Raw genomic sequence first — 19072 nt, forward strand, 5'->3', positions numbered from 1 at the left:
CCTCACATCTCTGGTGTGGTCAGCGCCCTCGGATCCGTGGGTCCAAGGCGTCGCGCAGACCGTCGCCGAGGTAGTTCACGCTCAGCACGGTGAGCGAGATCGCCATACCGGGCCAGAACACCCGCTCCGGGTATTGCTGGAGATAGTCCGTCGCATCATAGAGCAGACGCCCCCATGTCGGGAAATCAGGCGGGAAGCCCAGGCCGAGGAAGGACAGGGCGGATTCGGTGATGATCGCGGTTGCAATCCCCAGCGTGGCCGAAACCATGATCGGTGACAGCACGTTGGGCAGGATGTGCCGCGAGATCAGCTTGCTGTTGGTGGTGCCGATGGAGCGGGCCGCAAGAACGAATTCCCGTTCCTTGATCGCCAGCACATCGCCACGCACGATCCGCGCGGTGGGCATCCAGCTGGTGATGCCGATCGAGGCCACGATCAGGATAAAGATCCCCTGTTCCGGGCCGAAGGCGGCGTTCAGCGGCTCGCGGAACAACAGCATCATCACCAGCAGAAGCGGCAACAGCGGCAGCGCCAGGAACAGATCGGTCAGGCGCATCAGCGGTCCGTCGAGACGTTTGAAGAACCCTGCGAGAACGCCAACCAATGAGCCGAGGAACAGCGCCAGCAGCATCGCGGTCAGGCCAACGGAGACCGAGGTCGCGCCGCCTGCCATCATCCGGGCCAGCATGTCACGCCCCAGCTGATCCGTGCCAAAAGGATGCGCCCAGCTTGGGTTCTGGTTGCGGGCACGGATATCAATGCGGGTGGCATCAATGTCCCAGAAAAACGGGCCGAGATAGACGGCCAGTACGATCAGCAGGAACAATGCCCCGCCAAGCATGGCGCCCTTGTGTGACTTGAACTGATCCCACACATCCAGCCACTGGCTGCGGGGCGGTTGGTCCAGTTCTTCGATCACGCCTGCCGCAGGCAGCGCGGTCGAGGCGGGCACAATCCCTTCGTCGGGCACCAGACGGTCCTTATCAGTCATAGCGGATCCTCGGGTCTAGAATGCCATAGAGCACGTCGGCAATCAGGTTGAACAGCACGATCAGCACGGCAAAGATGAAGGTCAGCGTCTGCACCATCGGCAGGTCGTTGGCCTCGATCGCGCCGATCAGCAGCTGGCCGATGCCGTTCACCTTGAACACCTGTTCGGTGATGATGGCGCCACCGAAGATCGACGGAATCCCCAGCGCGATCACGGTCACGACCGGGATCATCGAGTTGCGCAGAACATGGACCATGACGACCACATATTCGCTGAGGCCCTTGGCGCGGGCGGTGCGGACGTAATCCTGATTGAGGTTGTCCAGCATCGAGGCCCGCATGAACCGGCTCAGCTGTGCGGTGATTTGCAGCGCCAGCACCATGACCGGCATGATCATCTGTTGCAGCTGCTTAACAAAAGACTCCCAACTGTTCACGACATGAGTGGTGTCGTAGATCGATGGGAACCAGCCCAGCTGGACCGAGAAGATCACAATCACCAGTACGCCGGAGAAGAAGGGCGGCACCGAGAAACCCACCATCGACACAAATGTGCCGACCTGATCGAACCAGCTATACTGGCGATAGGCCGAATAGATGCCGATGGGCAGGGCGATGGCGATGGCGACCAGATAGGCGGTGCCCACGACCCACAGGGTCTGGGGAATACGCTGCACGACGATATCCATCACCGGCGAGCGGGTCTGCCAGGAGATCACCCGCAGGTCACCTGCGGAGAAGCTGGTGCCAAAATAATAATCGATCAGAACCTGAGGTTCGATCCAGAAGAACTGCACGATCCATTTCCAGAATCGGATATGCGCGGGTTGGCCAAGGCCAAGCGCTTCGCGCATCTTTTCTTTGACTTCGGGGGGGACGGTCAGAGGGACCTGAGCCATCGGGTCACCGGGCGCAAGTTCAAGCAGCAGGAAGATCACCAGGCTGATGAACAGAAGCGTCGGTACCGACAGGACAAGGCGTCTGATTGTAAAGGTCAGCATCCAGTAGGCGCCTTTGCAATTGGAAGAATGGGGTGGAACTGGGCGGTCTTTTGCCTGAGATCCATTTCTGGCCGACGCAATGACGTCATTCGGACGTGAATGGCAAGAGGCCCCAGCGCGTTAACTGGGGCCTCTGCAGGCGTTTGACGCTGCTTACTCGGTGCGGTGCCAGTCAGCGGCGTTCCACAGTTCGCTGTCCCAGACGTTCAGATCCACACCGCCAAGGGTGTTGGAGCGCGCGGAGAGGCGACCACGGTGCACCAGCGGAATCATGCCACCTTTTTCGACAATGATGTCGTTCAGGCGCTTGGCGATTTCCGCGCGGGCTTCCAGACCTGCGGTCTGCGCCAGCTCTGCGTGCAGCTTGTCGAACTCTTCGTCACAGAAGCGGGAGATGTTCTCGCCCTGCCACTGGGTCTCGGGACGCGGTGCCTTGTCGCACAGACCGTTGCCCAGGTAGGACTGCGGATCGGTGCCATTGAAGGTGTTGGCGTACATTTCGACGTCAGCATAGAACTTCTGGAAGGTGTCGGGGGAACCCGGATCACCACCGAAGAAGACGGACGCGTTGATGTTGCGCAGCTCGGTTTCGATGCCGATTTCGCTCCACCACTGTTTGATCAGCGCCTGGAAGTCCTGACGCACAGCGTTGGTCGAGGTCTGATACAGGATCTTCATCGGCTTGCCATCGGGGGTTTCCCGTACGCCGTCGCCATTGGTGTCCTTGTAGCCTGCTTCGTCCAGCATGGCGTTTGCGCCTGCGATGTCCTGGGTGTCACAGGTCATCGAGTCGGAGTTGAAGGCCGCAGGTGCCGGTACCCAGTTACAGGTGACCTTACCAGCCTTGCCATAGCCGATTTCCACCAGCAGCGGGCGGTCGATGGCCATCGACATGGCTTTGTAGACCGCAGGATCGCTGAGGAACGGATGCGGGCGGATCACCGAACGCTCATCCGGGCCAAGTGCCGGATCGGGGTTGGTGTTGTTCAGCATGATGCGTTCGACCAGCGGGCCGAAGCCAGCAACTGGCACGCCTTTGCCGCCGGCTTCCATCTGGGCGACCACTTCGGGCGCCAGCTGAAGGTTCCAGGCGTAGTCGAATTCACCGGTTTCCATCACCGCACGGCCCGCAGCAGTTGCGTCGCCGCCCCCTTTGAACAGGAGCTTGGCAAAGGCCGGCTTGGCCGGGTCGCGGTAGTTGTTGTTGGCCGACATGGTGATCACGTCGTTGGGCTTGAACTCATCCACGACAAACGGGCCGGTGCCGATCGGGGCAAAGTTCGCTTCAGTACACTCAGGTGCCTTGGCGCCCAGGCATTCGGCAAATTGTGCCGCCTGAATGATCGGGCTTTCGCCGCCGACAAAGGGGCCATAGGGGAAGGGAGTCGGCTTGTCGAAGGTGACCTTGACGGTCAGATCGTCAACGGCCTCGACATTGGTGACACCTTCGAATTTGGTCACCTGCGCGCAGCCGCCCTCGGGGTGCATACAGTATTCGGCGGTGAATTTCACGTCATTCGCGGTGAAGGGCGTGCCATCGGACCACAGGATACCGGGTTTGATTTTCCAGGTGATCGAGGTGAGGTCTTCGCTCACGCCGCCATTGTCGACGGTGGGGATGTCCTCAACCAGGTAGGGAACCATCTCACCTTGCGGGTCGTAGCGGGCCAGCGGCTCGATCACGAGGGAGGCGGATTCCACATCCTTGGTGCCACCCGAAAGGAAGGGGTTCAGGATCGAGGGCGCTTGCCAATAAATAATGTTAACCTGGCCGTCGGATCCCCGTTCGGCAAAGGCTGCGGGAGCAAGCGCGGCTGACGCAATTGCACCCAGCAAAAGGGTCTTGATTTTCATAATTCACTCCTTGTCGGACACGTATGTGCCTTCTTTATGACCGGGGCTTTGGCGCCCCGGAGATTTGCCACATCACTGCGGTCTGTGCGTTTGAGCACGCGCTATCTGCCGGGCGTTGGCTGCGATCACGTTACCGCGATCATGGCTTGCAACCGGAGGCAGGCGTGGCTGCACTGAAGGTATCGAATACAGACTCCTGCCAAATTGCAAGACTTCCGTCGGAGAAAAAATCGCGCAGGGTTAGGAGGTGGGTTTGACGGGGTCAACGCAGGTGCGTACACATTTCTGTTAACGCCATCGAAAAAGAAGAACACGAAGGGGACGTCACGGTGCTGGATCAACCAATCGCGCAAATTAAGGGACTCCGGGTGGAGTTTCAGACAAAGGACGGTCCGGTTGTGGGGGTGAAGGATGTCTCCTTTGACATCAATCCCGGCGAAACCGTTTGCATCGTTGGCGAATCCGGGTCCGGCAAATCGGTGTCCTCGCTGTCGCTGATGCGGCTGGTCGAGTTCGGCGGCGGCGACATTACTTCGGGGCAGCTGCTGTTTGACCGTCGCGACGGCGAGGAGGTCGACCTCGGCAAGACCGATCAGGCGCTGATGAAACAGATTCGCGGCAATGAGATCGGAATGATCTTTCAGGAGCCGATGACCGCGCTCAACCCGGTGTTCACCGTTGGCCGTCAGCTGACCGAAGGGTTGCGGATCCACAAGAACCTCAACAAGAAACAGGCCGAGGCCCGTGCGCTGGAACTGCTGCGTGAGGTGCGGATCCCCGAGCCGGAGCGCCGCCTGAAACAATATCCACACGAACTGTCCGGCGGTATGCGCCAGCGGGTCGTGATTGCGATGGCCATGGCCTGCGAACCGCGCCTGCTGATCGCGGATGAGCCGACAACCGCGCTTGATGTGACCATCCAGGCCGAGATCCTGGCGCTGATGGACCGGCTGAAGCGCGAGACCGGCACTGCGGTGATGTTCATCACCCACGACATGGCCGTCGTGGCGCAGATGGCGGATCGCGTTGTTGTCATGTATCGCGGCAACAAGGTCGAGGAAGGCACCGTCACCGAAATCTTCGAGAACCCGCAGCACGACTATACAAAGGCGCTGCTGGCCGCCGTTCCCAAACTGGGCGAGATGCGCGGCAAGGACTACCCGGAGCCGATGAAGCTGATGGGTGTGGAACAGCAGGAGATCAAGCCGATCAAGGGCAGCGACGAGGTGCTGCTGGAGGTGCGCAACCTGGTGACCCGCTTCCCGGTAAAAGGCGGCGTTCTGCGCCGCACTATAGCCAATGTTCACGCGGTGGAGGATGTCTCCTTCAAGGTGTTCAAAGGGCAGACGCTGTCGCTGGTCGGGGAATCCGGCTGCGGCAAGTCCACTGCCGGGCGGTCGATCCTGCGGCTGGTGGAGCCGCTGTCCGGGTCGGTGGAATTTGAAGGGCGCGATATTCTGGGTCTGAACCCGCGGGAGCTGCACAAGGCGCGCCTTGATATGCAGATGATTTTTCAGGATCCCTTTGCCTCGCTCAATCCGCAGATGCAGCTGCTGGATCAGGTGGCGGAGCCGATGCGCAACTATGGGCTTGCCTCCGGCTCCGAATTGCAGGACCGCGTCGCCAATCTGTTCGACAGGGTGCATCTGCCGCGCAGCTTCATGCGCCGTTATCCGCACGAAATGTCCGGCGGTCAGCGGCAGCGCATTGCCATCGCCCGCGCGCTTGCGCTCAACCCGAAACTGATCGTCGCGGATGAGGCCGTTTCGGCGCTGGATGTGTCGGTGCAGGCGCAGGTGCTTAACCTGATGATGGAACTGCAATCAGAATTGGGCCTGTCCTTCTTGTTCATCAGTCACGATATGGCGGTGGTCGAACGGGTCAGCCATCAGGTCGGTGTGATGTACCTTGGCCGTATCGTGGAACTGGGACCGCGGGCGCGGGTCTTTGAGAACCCGCAGCACGCCTATACGCAGGCCTTGATGAAGGCGGTGCCGATTGCCGATCCAAATCAGCGCAAATCGGAGAAGGACCTGAATTTCAAACCGATCCCATCGCCGATCCATGATCTGAACTACGAGCCGGAGCCCTCGCAATATATCGAGGTGGAACCGGGGCATTTCGTTCTGACAACTGATAGCGGCTACTAAGGGTATGGCAGATCAGCTCAGCCCGCTGGAGATCATGACCAAGCTGATCTCCTTTCCCACTGTCAGCAGCGAAACCAACCTGCCGCTGGTGGATTGGGTTGAGGGCTATCTGGCAAGCCACGGCATCACCGCGCATCGCTGGGTCGATCCCGAGCAGCCGCATAAAGCGGCGGTTTTTGCCCATGTTGGCCCCGAGGTCGAGGGGGCTGTTGTGCTCTCGGGGCACACGGATGTGGTGCCGATCGAAGGCCAGCCCTGGGACAGCGATCCCTTCACCGTGGTCGAGCGGGATGGCAAGTATTACGGGCGCGGCACCTGCGATATGAAAGGCTTTGACGCGCTGGCGATCTGGGCGCTGGTGGCCGCCCATTATCGCGGCGTCGCGCGGCCCTTGCAGCTGGCGCTCAGCTTTGACGAAGAAGTCGGATGCACCGGCGCGCCGCCCATGATTGTCGCGATGCAGGAGGTCCTGCCAAAAGGATCCTGTGTCATCGTTGGTGAGCCTTCGGTGATGCGACCGGTGACCGGCCACAAGGGCGGGATCGGCTACAGCACCCATCTGGTGGGTTTTGAGGTGCACAGCTCGCTCATGCACACCGGTGTCAGCGCCATCATGCAGGGCGCACGGCTGATCGACTGGGCCAATGCCCGCAATTCCGAGAATATGGCCAAGGCGCCGGATGAGGTTGCAGCGCTGTTCACGCCTCCCTTTACCACCTGCCATGTCGGGATGATAAACGGCGGAACCGCGCATAATATCACCGCAAAGGACTGTCGCTTCGTGATGGATTTCCGCGTGGTGCCGGGCGAATCTGCCGCCGACTGGGAGGCCGCCTATCTGGCCAGGGTGTGTGAGGTTGAGGCGGAGATGCAGGCGATCCATCCCGACACCCGCATCGACGTCAGCAAGAAATTCAACGTTCCGGGGCTGGTCCCCGAGGTCGAGGGCGAGGCAGAGACGCTGGTGCGCTCGCTCACCGGGGATAATGGCACCCATGTGGTGAGCTATGGCACCGAGGCCGGACAGTTTCAGGAGGCGGGCTATTCCGCCGTGATCTGTGGCCCAGGTGACATTGCCCAGGCCCATCAGCCCAATGAATATATCGAGGTGTCGCAGTTCGACGCTGGCCACCACTTCATGCAGCAGCTGGTCGACCGGCTGGCATCCTGAGCCCAGAACAACGGCGCGTCGGCGGCAGCTGTTTGGGCTGATCGCGGCCTAAGGAGATCTGCTTGCACGTCGATACTTGATAAGGCAACTTTTCTGGCAGAGAGTGGCCGCAGACCCCGGAGGTTAGCGCTGTCGCCGGTCTGCACTGCCTGACTGAACGCGCATCGCCGAGGTGCAGGCTCAGTGCGCATCAGCCAGCGTTGCGGTTGGGGAACGACGGATCAAGTGTAGGGAGACACCCATGCCGATCAAGAATCGCCTGTCCGAAATGCACGCCGAAATCACCGGCTGGCGACGTCACCTGCATCAGATGCCCGAGCTGCTCTATGAGGTGCATAAGACAGCGGCCTTCGTCGAGGAAAAGCTACGCAGCTTTGGCATCACAGACATCACCACCGGGATTGGCCGCACCGGGGTTGTCGCTGTGATCGAGGGCAAGGCGAACACCTCTGGCCGGGTCATTGGCCTGCGCGCGGATATGGACGCGCTTCCCATCACCGAGGCGACCGGGCTGGACTATGAGTCGCAGACACCGGGGCTGATGCACGCCTGTGGCCATGATGGTCATACCTCTATCCTGCTCGGCACCGCCAAATACCTGGCCGAGACCCGCAATTTCGACGGCAAGGTTGTGCTGATCTTCCAGCCCGCCGAAGAAGGCGGCGCCGGGGGCAAGGCGATGTGTGACGATGGCATGATGGATCGCTGGAACATTCAGGAAGTCTATGGCCTGCACAATGCTCCGGGGATTCCTGTGGGCGAATTTGCCATCCGGTCCGGGCCTCTGCTTGCCTCCTCCGATGAGTTCGAGATCAGGGTGACTGGGGTCGGCGGCCATGCAGCAACCCCGCATGAGGCGATTGATACCACGCTGGTCGCTGCACAGATCGTGGTCTCGCTCCAGTCTATCGTGGCGCGCAATATCGACCCGCTGAAACGTGTGGTGTTGACCGTTGGCACATTTGAGACAAACAGTACCGCATCTAATGTCATTGCCCATACCGCGCGTCTGCAGGGGACGGTGCGGACGCTGGAAACGGAGTGCCGCGGTCAGGCCGAGACCCGCGTGCGGCGCATTGCCGAGGATATCGCCTCTGCCTATGGTGCCCATGCCGAGGTGATCTGGACGCCGGGCTATCCGGTCACCGTAAATACCGAGGCTGAGACCGGATACGCGGTTGAGGCCGCGCGCGCTGTTGCGGCCAAGGTCAGCGATGATACCGACCCGATCATGCCCTCCGAAGATTTCGCCTATATGCTGGAAGAACGTCCGGGCGCCTATATCTTCCTCGGCAATGGCGACACCGCCATGTGCCACCACCCGGCCTATGATTTCGACGATGAGGCAATTCCGCTGGGGTGTAGCTGGTTTGCCGAACTGGTCGAACGACGTCTGCCCGCAGCCTGAGGATTATCCGATGCCCGTGAAGAACCGCTTTGCCGAAATGCACGCTGAAATCACCGCCTGGCGTCGGGATATCCACCAGCACCCCGAAATCCTGTATGAGACGCACCGCACCAGCGCGCTGGTTGCCGAGAAACTGCGGGCCTTTGGCTGCGACGAGGTGGTGACCGGTATTGGCAGGACCGGGGTTGTCGGGGTGATCCGGGGGCGCAGCGACACGCAGGGCCGCGTGATCGGCCTGCGGGCCGATATGGATGCACTTCCTATGGCGGAGGATACCGGCCTGCCACATGCGTCGAAGATCGACGGGGCAATGCACGCCTGCGGCCATGACGGTCATACTGCGATGTTGCTCGGGGCTGCGAAATATCTGGCGGAGACGCGCAATTTCGATGGTGCGGCGGTGGTGATCTTTCAGCCCGCAGAAGAGGGCGGCAACGGTGCGGAGGCCATGTGCAAGGATGGGCTGATGGACCGTTTCGGCATCGACGAGGTCTATGCCATCCACAATTCGCCAGGGCTGGAGCTGGGCCAATTCGCGCTGCGGCCCGGCCCCATTCTGGCATCGGTCGACGAGTTTATCATCCGTCTTCAGGGGCGCGGCGGCCATGCTGCCAAACCGCAGGAAACCGTCGATACCACGGTGATGATGTGTCAGCTGATCACCGCCCTGCAATCCATCGTGTCGCGGAACGTCGATCCGGTGATGCAGGCAGTTCTATCGGTCACCTCGGCAGAAACGTCATCGAATGCCTATAACGTCATTCCCGACCGGGCCGAGGTAAAGGGCACCATTCGCACCCATTCTCCGGACGTGCGGGCGCAAATCCCGGAGCGGCTGTGCGCGGTGACTGCCGGTATCGCGCAGAGCTTTGGCGGTTCGGCGGAGGTGGAGTTCGTGAACGGCGTACCGGTGACCATCAATGACGCTGCCGCAACCGAACATGCCCATGCGGCTGCGGTGGCTGTGGCCGGTCGTTGCGCGGAGGTGCCCCTGGCGATGGGGGGCGAGGACTTCTCCTTTATGCTGGAGGAACGCCCCGGTGCGATGATCCGCGTCGGCAATGGACCCTCTGCTGGGCTGCATCACCCGGCCTATGATTTCAACGATGACGCAATTCCCAGCGGATGCAGCTGGTTTGTCACCCTGATTGAGCAGCGCCTGCCGCTGCCCTGACGGGCAGGCGCGCTGCGCCCTGATCCAATTACCCGAATACGGCGCAGACCATGACGGTCGGCGCATTGAGCAAAAAAGAGGATATGATCATGCCTGTGAAGAACCGCTTTGCCGAACTGCAAGAGGAAGTCACCGCCTGGCGCCGTGACATTCATGAAAACCCCGAAATCCTGTTCGAGACCCATCGCACCAGCGCTCTGGTCGCTGAGAAGCTAAAAGAATTCGGCTGCGACGAGATTGTCACCGGCATTGGCCGGACCGGTGTTGTGGGCGTGATCAAGGGCAAGTCTGACAGCTCCGGCAAGGTCATCGGTCTGCGCGCCGATATGGACGCGCTGCCGATCCATGAGCAGACCGGTCTGGATTATGCCTCCAAAACCGATGGCGCGATGCATGCCTGTGGCCATGACGGCCATACTGCGATGCTGCTGGGGGCGGCCAAATACCTGTCTGAGACCCGCAATTTCGACGGTACTGTCGTGGTGATCTTCCAGCCCGCCGAAGAAGGCGGCGGCGGCGGCAAGGAAATGTGCGACGACGGCATGATGGATCGCTGGAATATCCAGGAGGTCTATGGGATGCACAACTGGCCGGGTCGGCCGGTTGGATCCTTTGCGATCCGCCCGGGTGCTTTCTTTGCAGCGACGGACCAGTTCGACATCACCTTTGAAGGGCGCGGTGGCCATGCCGCAAAGCCGCAGGAAACCATCGACACCACCGTGATGACGGCGCAGGCGGTGCTGGCGCTGCAAACCATCGCCTCGCGCAATGCGGACCCGGTGCATCAGATCGTTGTGTCCGTAACCTCCTTTGAAACCTCCTCCAAGGCGTTCAATGTGATCCCGCAGAGTGTCCAGATCAAAGGCACCGTGCGTACGATGTCGGGCGATATGCGGGATCTTGCGGAGAAGCGCATCAAAGAGATCTGTGCCGGTGTGGCAGCGACCTATGGCGGCACGGCTGAGGTGACCTATCACCGCGGCTACCCGGTGATGGTCAATCATGAAGAACAGACCGAATTTGCAGCCAAAGTGGCCCGCGACATCTCCGGCAGCTGCGATGACGCGCCGCTGGTGATGGGGGGCGAAGACTTTGCCTTCATGCTGGAAGAGCGCCCCGGTGCCTATATTCTGGTCGGCAACGGCGATACCGCCGCCGTGCACCACCCGGAGTACAACTTCAACGATGAGGCGATCCCGGCGGGCTGTAGCTGGTGGGCCGAAATCGTCGAGCAGCGCATGCCTGCTGCCTGATCAGCCCGTCATCCCGTCGGTGACCTGCTTGCCTGTCCCATCGGGGCAGGCAATTTGCGTTCTGGCCGGGGAAGGGGAGCTGGATCAGCCTGCGGACCAGAGGTCCTGATAGACCGCGTCAATCCCATCGGCCTCGGCGCTTGCGCTGAAGGTCGTTACCGCGAGGTCACGCCCGGCGCGCCCGAAATCCAGCAGCTGATCGGGTGTCGACAGCAGGCGATCTGCCGCTGCCGCCGCGGCCTCGGTAGCTTCCAGCGGCACCACCGTCCCAACCGTTCCCTGTGCGGAGAACGCGCGGTAGTAGCCTGTGTCTGACCCGACAAAGGGGACGCCGCTTGCCAGCCCCTCCAGCGGAGCCATGCCATAGCCCTCATAGCGCGGCAGCTGCATCACCAAGGACAGCGCCCGTATCATACGCGGCAGATCGCCAGCCGGAATTTCGCCGGGAAAGAGGATGCGATCGCCAAGGCCAGCCGCCGCAATCCGGGCTTGCAGCCCCTTCAGAAAGCCCTGATGCTCCCGCGCGGCGCGGCCGACCACCAGAGCCACCAGACCGGGATGATCCGGCAGCAGGCGCAGCATGGCGTCTACGAATAGATCGGTGCCCTTCTCGGGGCGAATGCGCCCGATGGTGGCAATCCCCTGCTTGCCTCCATACCCCAGCGCGGCCCAGGCGGAACTGCGGTTTTCCGCCGGTGTGAACAGATCTGTCTCGACGCCATGTGGCACCACCGCGCGGACATGCGGGACATAGGCCGCTGCGGCCTCGGTGGTGGCGATCACAGCGTCCATGCGCGAGATCAGCCAGCGCGGAAAGGCCGAGTGGCGCCGCTGCGCCGCTGAGGTGAAGACAATGCGGATAGGCAGCCTCAGGACGTCGCGCGCCCAGATCGCCGCGCGCATTTCGGTGTTGCGCCTCACATGCCAGATGGCAAAGGGTTTGGCGGGATCATGCCTGCGTGAGGCCGCGCGGGCAGCGGCGATGCTGATGGGGTCGGGGCAGCCGGGCAGGGCGCGTCCGACCAGCGCCATATCATAGCGGCCCGCCTGCTGACGGATCACATTGGCGGCGGTTGCCGAGACGCCGGTGAAGTTGCGATTGAAATTGGTGACAAGAAGGTCGGCCATCTGCGGGTCCCGTTCAATGGGGCTGGCGGGCGGGCGACAGCGCCAGATTGTCGATCAACAGATCAACCACGCCATCAAGCGCTGCCGCCTGTGCCGCGACCACGCCCCGCGCCGCGTCGCGCGCTGCGTTGAGGGCGGCATCATCATCCATCCAGTGGCTTACGGCACCTGCTAGCCCCTTGGCATCATTGACCTCGACCGCGCCGCCCGCGCTGATCAACGGCGGATAGGTCTCGGCGAAGTTGGAGTATCCCGGACCCGTGATCACGGCAGCGCCTGCCTGTGCCACCTCAAAGGGGTTATGGCCGCCGATGGGCGCAAGGGAGCCACCAAGAAACACGATGGGCGACAGCGCATACCAGGTGCCGACTTCGCCCAATGTGTCGGCAAGATAGACCTGGGTATCCGCTGTCAGCGGCTGACCGGCGCTACGGCGCGCAACGCTGAGGCCTGCCTGCTCGATCAGCGCGATGATGTCCTCGGCTCGTTCCGGGTGGCGGGGGACCAGCAGCAGACAGATATCCGGGTCCTCGGCCAGCAGCGCCTTATGCGCGGCGATCACCGTCTCTTCCTCGCCCCGGTGCGTGGAGCTGGCCACCCAGAGCGGGCGCTCGCCAAGCTCTGCGCGGACCGCATCAAGGGCCGCCTGATCGACGGGCAGCGGAGCGGAACCAGCTTTTAGGTTGCCGCTGGGATGGACTTTGTCCGGTGCGGCGCCCAGCTCGATCAGGCTTTCCCCCATCTGCGGGTTCTGGCTGAGCAGCAGATCAAACTTCTGCATCACAAACGCCGCGGTGGCCGGTTTCGATTTCCACCGCGCCACAGACCGGGCCGAGAGGCGGGCATTGACCAGCGCGAGCCGCACAGCAGCCTGTTCAGCGGCATGGAGCGTTACCGGCCAAAGCTCGCTTTCGACAAAAAGCGCTGCATCGGGCTGCCAATGGCGCAGGAACCGATCGACCGGGGCGGTGGCATCCAGCGGGGCGAACTGGTGGCGACAGTTGGCGGGCATACGCTTGGCCATCATCTCAGCCGAGCTGGCGGTGCCGGAGGTCAGCAGAAACTCCGCGCCGGGCAGCCGTGGGGCCAGTTTGTCAATCAGGCTGAGCGCTGCGAGGCTTTCACCGACCGAGGCCCCGTGCAACCAAAGCAGAGGCGCAGGCCTGCCGTCCGGTCCGCGCGGGGTCGGGCGCGGCTGGCTGGCATAGCCCAGACGCTCGCGCTGCCGTGTGGGAGAAACGCCATGGTCGGCGAGCTTGCCCGCCACCTTGCGAAACGCGAATGGTGCCAGCAGCGCAGTGACGCCACGGTAGAGGTGAAACAGCAGCGTCGGCGCGCTGGTCCTGCGGCTGGCCATGTCAGCCGCCGGTATGGCTCATGTGGCGTGGCATCTGCCCGTCCAGTTTTTGCCGGGAATAATCGAAATCATGCCCCTTGGGCTTCAGCGTGATTGCTGCCCGTATGGCCGCTTCCAGCGCCTGATCATCCTCGGGGTGATCCCGTAGCGGCGCGCGCAGGTCCGCCATGTCTTCCTGCCCCAGGCACATGTATAGCTCACCGGTGCAGGTCAGGCGTACCCGGTTGCAGCTTTCGCAGAAGTTATGCGACAGCGGCGTGATAAATCCGATCTTCTGGCCGGTCTCCTCCAGGCGGACATAGCGCGCCGGTCCGCCGGTCCGTTCGGTCAGATCAGTGACGCTGTAGTGATCCTCATAGGCGCGGCGCACGTCTTTCAGCGACCAATATTGACCCAGTCGGTTTTCATTGCCGATATCGCCCATCGGCATGACCTCGATCCAGGTCAGATCCATATCGCGCTCGGCGCACCAGCGGGTGATGGCGGGCAGCTCGTCCTCGTTGAAGCCTTTCAGGGCAACAGCGTTGATCTTGATCCGCAGCCCGGCCTTCTGGGCCGCATCAATCCCGCGCAGCACCTGGGGCAGGCGGCCCCAGCGGGTGATCTCGGCAAATTTGGGCTCGTCGATGGTGTCGAGCGAGACATTCACCCGCCGCACACCGGCGTCATAAAGATCCTGCGCGTATTTTTCCAGCTGCGAGCCATTGGTGGTCAGCGTCAGCTCCTTCAACGCCCCGCTTTCCAGATGCCGGGTCATGGCGCGGAAGAAAGTCATGATGCCCCGGCGCACAAGTGGCTCACCACCGGTGATCCGCAGTTTCTCAACACCAAGATTGACGAAGGTCGAACACATGCGATCCAACTCTTCCAGTGTCAGAAGATCCTTCTTCGGCAGGAAGGTCATGTTTTCGGACATGCAGTAGACGCAGCGAAAATCGCAGCGGTCGGTGACCGAAACGCGCAGATACGTAATGGCGCGGGCGAAGGGATCGATGAGTGGCGCTGTCATTCTTCTTAGGTAAAGCGGGGCGGCGCTTGCGGCAAGGGCTGAGTTTGGCCGAACCCGGGATTGCCGCTGGCAAAGCCGTGAGCGCGGAGCTAGTGTCGCGATATGCGTTATTCTGTTTTGATCCTGTCGTCTGTCGTGCTGCTTGGAGCCTGTGGCCAGTTGCAGTGGAATTCCTCGGTTCTGGGTGGGGGTAGACCCTCTGGCCCGGTTGGTGATCCGGTCAGTGATACGGCCGCTACGGTCCCGCTGGCGCCGGGTGTCGAACAGACACCGCTGGACGCTGCGAACGGTTCGGTTGCCTCGGTCGGCGCGGCTGCGGGCTATACCGGGCGCGCCTCAACCGTGGCCAGCCTCGGGGATCCCTCGCAGCCCGGCCTGTGGATGGACACGCCTTTGGTCGATAGTGCGCAGGTGGCGCGCGTGCGCTCGCCTCGGGGCACCGAGGTCACGCTGACTCTGCGTCCCATCGGCGGGGATACCGGCGCCGGAAGTCGGCTTTCGATTGATGCGATGCGCGCACTTGGGCTGCCGCTGACGGAGCTGGTCGAAGTTGAGGTGCTGCCTGCCGCCTGATCGGCCCTGAGGTCGTCACCTCCGGCGAGCCCCCCCAAAAAAAGAAATGGCGCGAAGGATATCTCCTGCGCGCCTATTTTGTTGGTAACAGCTGTTGCGAGATTCCTGCCTGCGCGGTTCAGTCGGCGTGACTGGCCGCAGGCAGATGTTTGGCCGCTTCCTTGCGAGCAAAGGGCTTCATCGCTGCGCCATGTTCGGTAAGGAATGCGCGGGTGCGGTCAGCGTCATGTTTGCTCAGATCGCGCAGCCACCAGGCGATGGATTTCTGAATGAACCAGTTGCGATCCGGCACGTAGCCAGCGGCCCAGCCGAGGATCCGCTCGCGTGCGGCCAGTTCTTCAGCTTTGGGGTTGGGCAGCTTGGCCCAGGGCAGGGTGGCAACCAGGGCTGCCCGGCGGGTCCACATGTGATCAGAGCCGGTCCAGCCCTCGACGATATCCAGACGTGCGGGCGCAGCCTGAAGGCGTTTCTGGATGGCCGAGGCTGCGTGGTCTGCAATGGCCCAGCTGTCAAAATCCGGCAGCCAGCTTTGCAGTAGGTCCCAGACCGGTGCGTCGTCCCTGATCCGCGCCTGTGTCAGCAGCTTTGCCGCCGCGATGCGCGCCTCGAACACATCGCTGGCCCAGAGCTCCTGCGCCAGCGCGCAGCGCGCGGCAACCCCATCGTCGCCCGAACTCAGCTGCTTGCGCCACTCCTGGCTCAGGCTGTTGATGGTGGGATTCGGAACCCCCAGCACAACGCGCTTCTGCTTGTGATAGCTGGCCATCTGAGCCGCGCGCGCAGGCTCGGCGGCGCTCTCCAGCGCGGCCAGTGCCACCTCCAGTGTCAGATCGCTCATTCCACCGTCACCGATTTTGCGAGATTGCGGGGCTGGTCCACATCGGTGCCCTTGGCGATTGCGGTGTAATAGGCGATCTGCTGCGCCGGCACCGCATAGAGGATCGGGGCCAGCGCATCGGGCACCTGCGGCATCACGATCACCTCATGGGTGCCATCACCGGCGATCTTGGCGCCTTCGGTGTCGGTCACCAGGATCACCTTGCCCCCGCGTGCCATGACCTCCTGCATGTTTGACACTGTCTTGTCGAACAGTGCATCACGCGGCGCCAGAACCACCACCGGCACCTTCTCGTCAATGAGCGCGATGGGGCCGTGTTTCAGCTCGCCGCTGGCGTAGCCTTCGGCATGGATATAGCTCAGCTCCTTGAGCTTCAGCGCGCCTTCCAGCGCCAGCGGATAGAGCTGCCCCCGCCCGAGGAAGATGATATCCCGTGCCTTCGCCAGCCCGCGTGCCGTAGCGGTGATCTGCTTGGCGCCCGTCAGTGACTGGTTGATCAGACCGGGCAGCGCGCGCAGATCGTCGGGCATTCCGGCAGGCAGGGCGATGCCGCGCTGTTGGGCCGCCCGCAGGGCGAGCAGCAGCAGGATGGTCAGCTGACAAGTAAATGCCTTGGTCGAGGCAACAGAGATTTCCGGGCCAGCGTGCAGCGGCAGAAGCACATCGCTTTCCCGCGCGATGGAGCTTTCGGGAACATTGACCAGCCCCACGATCTGCTGCGCCTTGCCGTCCATGTAGCGCAGGGCGGCCAGGGTGTCGGCGGTCTCTCCCGATTGTGACACAAACAGCGCCATCGTCTTCTCCGACACCGGCGGCTCGCGGTAGCGGAACTCAGAGGCAACATCGACTTCGACCGGCATCCGGGCGATCTGTTCGAACCAGTATTTCGCAACCATACAGGCATAATAGGCGGTGCCACAGGCCACCATGGTCAGCCGCTCGATCCTGGTGAAGTCCAGCTCGGACGGCAGCGCCAGCTGGCCATCCTCGCTCAGATAGGCTTTCAGCGCGCGGTCAATGGCAACCGGCTGTTCGGCGATTTCCTTGGCCATGAAATGCTTGTGGCCGTCCTTGTCGACGCGCGCATTTGCCAGCTGGATCTGGCGTTTTTCGCGGTTGGCGATGGCGCCGCGCTGGTCCCAGATATCGAGGCTGGTCCGGGTCAGTACCGCAAAATCGCCTTCTTCCAGATAGGTGATCTGGTCGGTGAACGGAGCCAGCGCTATCGCGTCCGACCCAACGAACATTTCGCCCTCGCCATGGCCGATGGCAAGCGGCGAACCCTTGCGGGTGGCGATCATCAGATCCTCTTCGCCCTCAAACAGGAAGGCCAGGGCAAACGCTCCGTCCAGACGCGACACGGTTTCGCGCGCCGCTTCGACCGGGGACTTGCCGTCGCTGATCAGCGCCTCGCAGAGCAGGGCGACGGTTTCGGTATCTGTCTCGGTCTCAAAAGTGATGCCTTTCTGACCCAGCTCCACACGCAGCTCTTTGAAGTTCTCGATGATGCCATTGTGGACAACGGCAACCCTGCCGGCCCGATGCGGGTGGGCGTTGCTGACCGTCGGCGCCCCATGGGTGGCCCAGCGGGTATGGCCGATGCCGGATTTGCCGCGCAGCGGTTCATGAACAAGAAGATCGGAAAGGTTCACCAGCTTTCCCACCGCACGGCGGCGGTCCAGCGCGCCGTCACTGACGGTGGCGATCCCGGCGCTGTCATAGCCGCGGTACTCCAGCCGCTCGAGAGCCTTGACCAGGACTGGGGCCGCTTCATGATTGCCAAGAACGCCGACGATGCCACACATTATTCGGCTCCTTTGCCAAGACGGGCCTTCTTGGCGCGCAGCATGTCCATCAGCTTGCGCGCCCGCCCGGGTTTGTTCTGTTGCTCGGCGCGCGCAATGGCCAATGCGCCGTCCTCGACGGATTTCGTGATCACGGCTCCGGTCGCGGTCATGGCCTGATTGCCGATGCGCACCGGGGCCACCAGCATGGTGTTGGACCCGATAAAGGCACCGGCTCCGATTTCGGTCCGGTGTTTCATCACGCCGTCGTAGTTGCAGGTGATCGTTCCCGCGCCGATATTGGTACCGGCCCCAACGCTGGCATCGCCGATGTAGCTGAGGTGGTTGACCTTGGCGCCCTCGGCAATTTCAGCATTCTTGATCTCAACGAAATTGCCGATGTGGGTGTTCTCTGCCAGCTCTGCACCGGGGCGCAGGCGGGCATAGGGGCCGACCTTGGAGCCGCGCGAGATATGGCAGCCCTCAAAATGTGAGAATGATCGGATGAAGACACCGCTTTCGACCGTGACATCGGGGCCGAAGACCACATTGGGCTCGATGATCGTGTCGCGGCCGATGACGGTGTCAAAGGCCAGATAGACCGTCTCCGGATCCATCAGCGTGACGCCATCCTCCATCAGCGCGGCACGTGCACGGCGCTGGAAAATGCGGTCGGCTTCGGCCAGATCCGCGCGGGAATTGATGCCAAGGGTCTCGGCCTCATCGCAGGAGACCGCAGTGACCCGAAGCCCATCGGCGCAGGCCAGTTCCACAAGATCTGTGAGATAATATTCGCCGGAGGCATTGGCGCTGTCGACACGGTCAATCAACGCAAACATCTGCGCCGCATTGCCGGCCATCAGCCCGGAATTGCAGAAATCAATCGCGCGCTCGGCCTCGGTTGCGTCCTTGTATTCGACAATACGTTCCAGGCTGTCGCCATTCATGACCAGGCGGCCATAGCGTGCCGGATCAGCTGCGGTGAAGCCCAGAACCACCAGATCGGCGTTCTGCCGTGCGGCGATCATATGTTCCAGCGTTTCGGCGCTGACAAAGGGCGTGTCGCCATAAAGCACGACGATATCGCCCTCGAAACCGGTCAGTGCCTCTCGCGCCTGCGCGACGGCATGAGCTGTGCCAAGCTGTTCTTCCTGAACGACAATTTCGACATCTTCGTCGATATCGGCCAGGGCTGCCCGTACATAATCCGCGCCGTGGCCGGCCACCACGATGGTGCGCTCGGGGGCCAGCGCGCGACCTGCGGACAGCGTATGTTCCAGCATCGGGGCGTGGGCAATGGGATGCAAAACCTTGGGCAGGTCGGAGTTCATCCGGGTGCCTTTGCCTGCGGCCAGAATGACGAGGGCGGTGCTCATGTGATG

The 19072-nt window shown here is 62.1% G+C and carries 15 protein-coding genes; 6 read left to right on the forward strand and 9 right to left on the reverse strand.

Annotation, left to right across the window (positions count from 1 at the left end; genetic code table 11):
* Positions 1–19 precede the first annotated feature (19 nt).
* From VWY75_RS06025 to VWY75_RS06035, 3 genes are all read right to left on the reverse strand, one after another.
* Positions 20–991, reverse strand: a complete 972-nt coding sequence (locus VWY75_RS06025) for an ABC transporter permease (RefSeq protein WP_416539224.1) — start codon at positions 989–991, stop codon at positions 20–22.
* Positions 984–1991, reverse strand: a complete 1008-nt coding sequence (locus VWY75_RS06030; RefSeq protein WP_416536790.1) for an ABC transporter permease — start codon at positions 1989–1991, stop codon at positions 984–986. Before VWY75_RS06030 ends, VWY75_RS06025 begins: the two co-directional genes overlap by 8 nt.
* Before the next feature lie 153 nt (positions 1992–2144).
* Positions 2145–3845: a peptide ABC transporter substrate-binding protein gene (locus tag VWY75_RS06035; RefSeq protein WP_416536791.1), complete on the reverse strand. Its 1701-nt coding sequence runs from the start codon at positions 3843–3845 to the stop codon at positions 2145–2147.
* A gap of 329 nt (positions 3846–4174) precedes the next feature.
* Between VWY75_RS06035 and VWY75_RS06040 the strand changes: the two genes are divergently transcribed.
* From VWY75_RS06040 to VWY75_RS06060, 5 genes are all read left to right on the forward strand, one after another.
* Positions 4175–5995, forward strand: coding sequence for an ABC transporter ATP-binding protein (locus tag VWY75_RS06040; RefSeq protein ID WP_340545092.1), 1821 nt, complete (start codon positions 4175–4177; stop codon positions 5993–5995).
* A 4-nt stretch (positions 5996–5999) separates the two neighbouring features.
* Positions 6000–7166, forward strand: a complete 1167-nt coding sequence (gene argE, locus VWY75_RS06045; protein WP_416539225.1) for an acetylornithine deacetylase — start codon at positions 6000–6002, stop codon at positions 7164–7166.
* 241 nt (positions 7167–7407) lie between these two features.
* Positions 7408–8574 carry a M20 aminoacylase family protein gene (locus VWY75_RS06050; protein WP_416539226.1) on the forward strand — a complete coding sequence of 389 codons (1167 nt, stop codon included), beginning with the start codon at positions 7408–7410 and terminating at the stop codon, positions 8572–8574.
* Between the two features lie 10 nt (positions 8575–8584).
* Positions 8585–9748, forward strand: a complete 1164-nt coding sequence (locus tag VWY75_RS06055) for a M20 aminoacylase family protein (protein WP_416539227.1) — start codon at positions 8585–8587, stop codon at positions 9746–9748.
* 89 nt (positions 9749–9837) lie between these two features.
* Entirely contained in the window at positions 9838–11001 is a 1164-nt protein-coding gene (locus VWY75_RS06060; protein WP_340545096.1) for a M20 aminoacylase family protein, read from the forward strand.
* A gap of 84 nt (positions 11002–11085) precedes the next feature.
* Here the strand turns inward: VWY75_RS06060 and VWY75_RS06065 are convergent, their stop codons facing one another.
* The 3 genes from VWY75_RS06065 to moaA are packed head-to-tail and all read right to left on the reverse strand — an operon-like array spanning position 11086 to position 14495.
* Positions 11086–12129, reverse strand: a complete 1044-nt coding sequence (locus tag VWY75_RS06065) for a glycosyltransferase family 4 protein (RefSeq protein ID WP_416539228.1) — start codon at positions 12127–12129, stop codon at positions 11086–11088.
* Positions 12130–12142: 13 nt separating this feature from the next.
* Complete coding sequence (locus VWY75_RS06070; RefSeq protein ID WP_416539229.1) at positions 12143–13486, reverse strand: 3-deoxy-D-manno-octulosonic acid transferase; 1344 nt, start codon at positions 13484–13486, stop codon at positions 12143–12145.
* A 1-nt stretch (position 13487) separates the two neighbouring features.
* Positions 13488–14495 (reverse strand): GTP 3',8-cyclase MoaA, encoded by a 1008-nt coding sequence (moaA, locus tag VWY75_RS06075; RefSeq protein ID WP_416539230.1) that lies wholly within the window; start codon positions 14493–14495, stop codon positions 13488–13490.
* A 102-nt stretch (positions 14496–14597) separates the two neighbouring features.
* Between moaA and VWY75_RS06080 the strand changes: the two genes are divergently transcribed.
* A complete protein-coding gene (locus VWY75_RS06080; protein ID WP_340545100.1) occupies positions 14598–15068 on the forward strand; it encodes a hypothetical protein in 471 nt (156 codons plus the stop codon).
* A gap of 118 nt (positions 15069–15186) precedes the next feature.
* Here the strand turns inward: VWY75_RS06080 and VWY75_RS06085 are convergent, their stop codons facing one another.
* The 3 genes from VWY75_RS06085 to glmU are packed head-to-tail and all read right to left on the reverse strand — an operon-like array spanning position 15187 to position 19066.
* Positions 15187–15906: a DNA alkylation repair protein gene (locus tag VWY75_RS06085; protein WP_416539231.1), complete on the reverse strand. Its 720-nt coding sequence runs from the start codon at positions 15904–15906 to the stop codon at positions 15187–15189.
* Positions 15903–17711: a glutamine--fructose-6-phosphate transaminase (isomerizing) gene (glmS, locus tag VWY75_RS06090; protein WP_416539232.1), complete on the reverse strand. Its 1809-nt coding sequence runs from the start codon at positions 17709–17711 to the stop codon at positions 15903–15905. The genes VWY75_RS06085 and glmS overlap by 4 nt, the downstream gene beginning before the upstream one ends.
* Entirely contained in the window at positions 17711–19066 is a 1356-nt protein-coding gene (glmU, locus tag VWY75_RS06095) for a bifunctional UDP-N-acetylglucosamine diphosphorylase/glucosamine-1-phosphate N-acetyltransferase GlmU (RefSeq protein ID WP_416539233.1), read from the reverse strand. The genes glmS and glmU overlap by 1 nt, the downstream gene beginning before the upstream one ends.
* Between the last annotated feature and the right edge of the window lie 6 nt (positions 19067–19072).

Source organism: Phaeobacter sp. JH20_08 (assembly GCF_048056635.1).
Lineage (GTDB): Bacteria > Pseudomonadota > Alphaproteobacteria > Rhodobacterales > Rhodobacteraceae > Phaeobacter > Phaeobacter bryozoorum.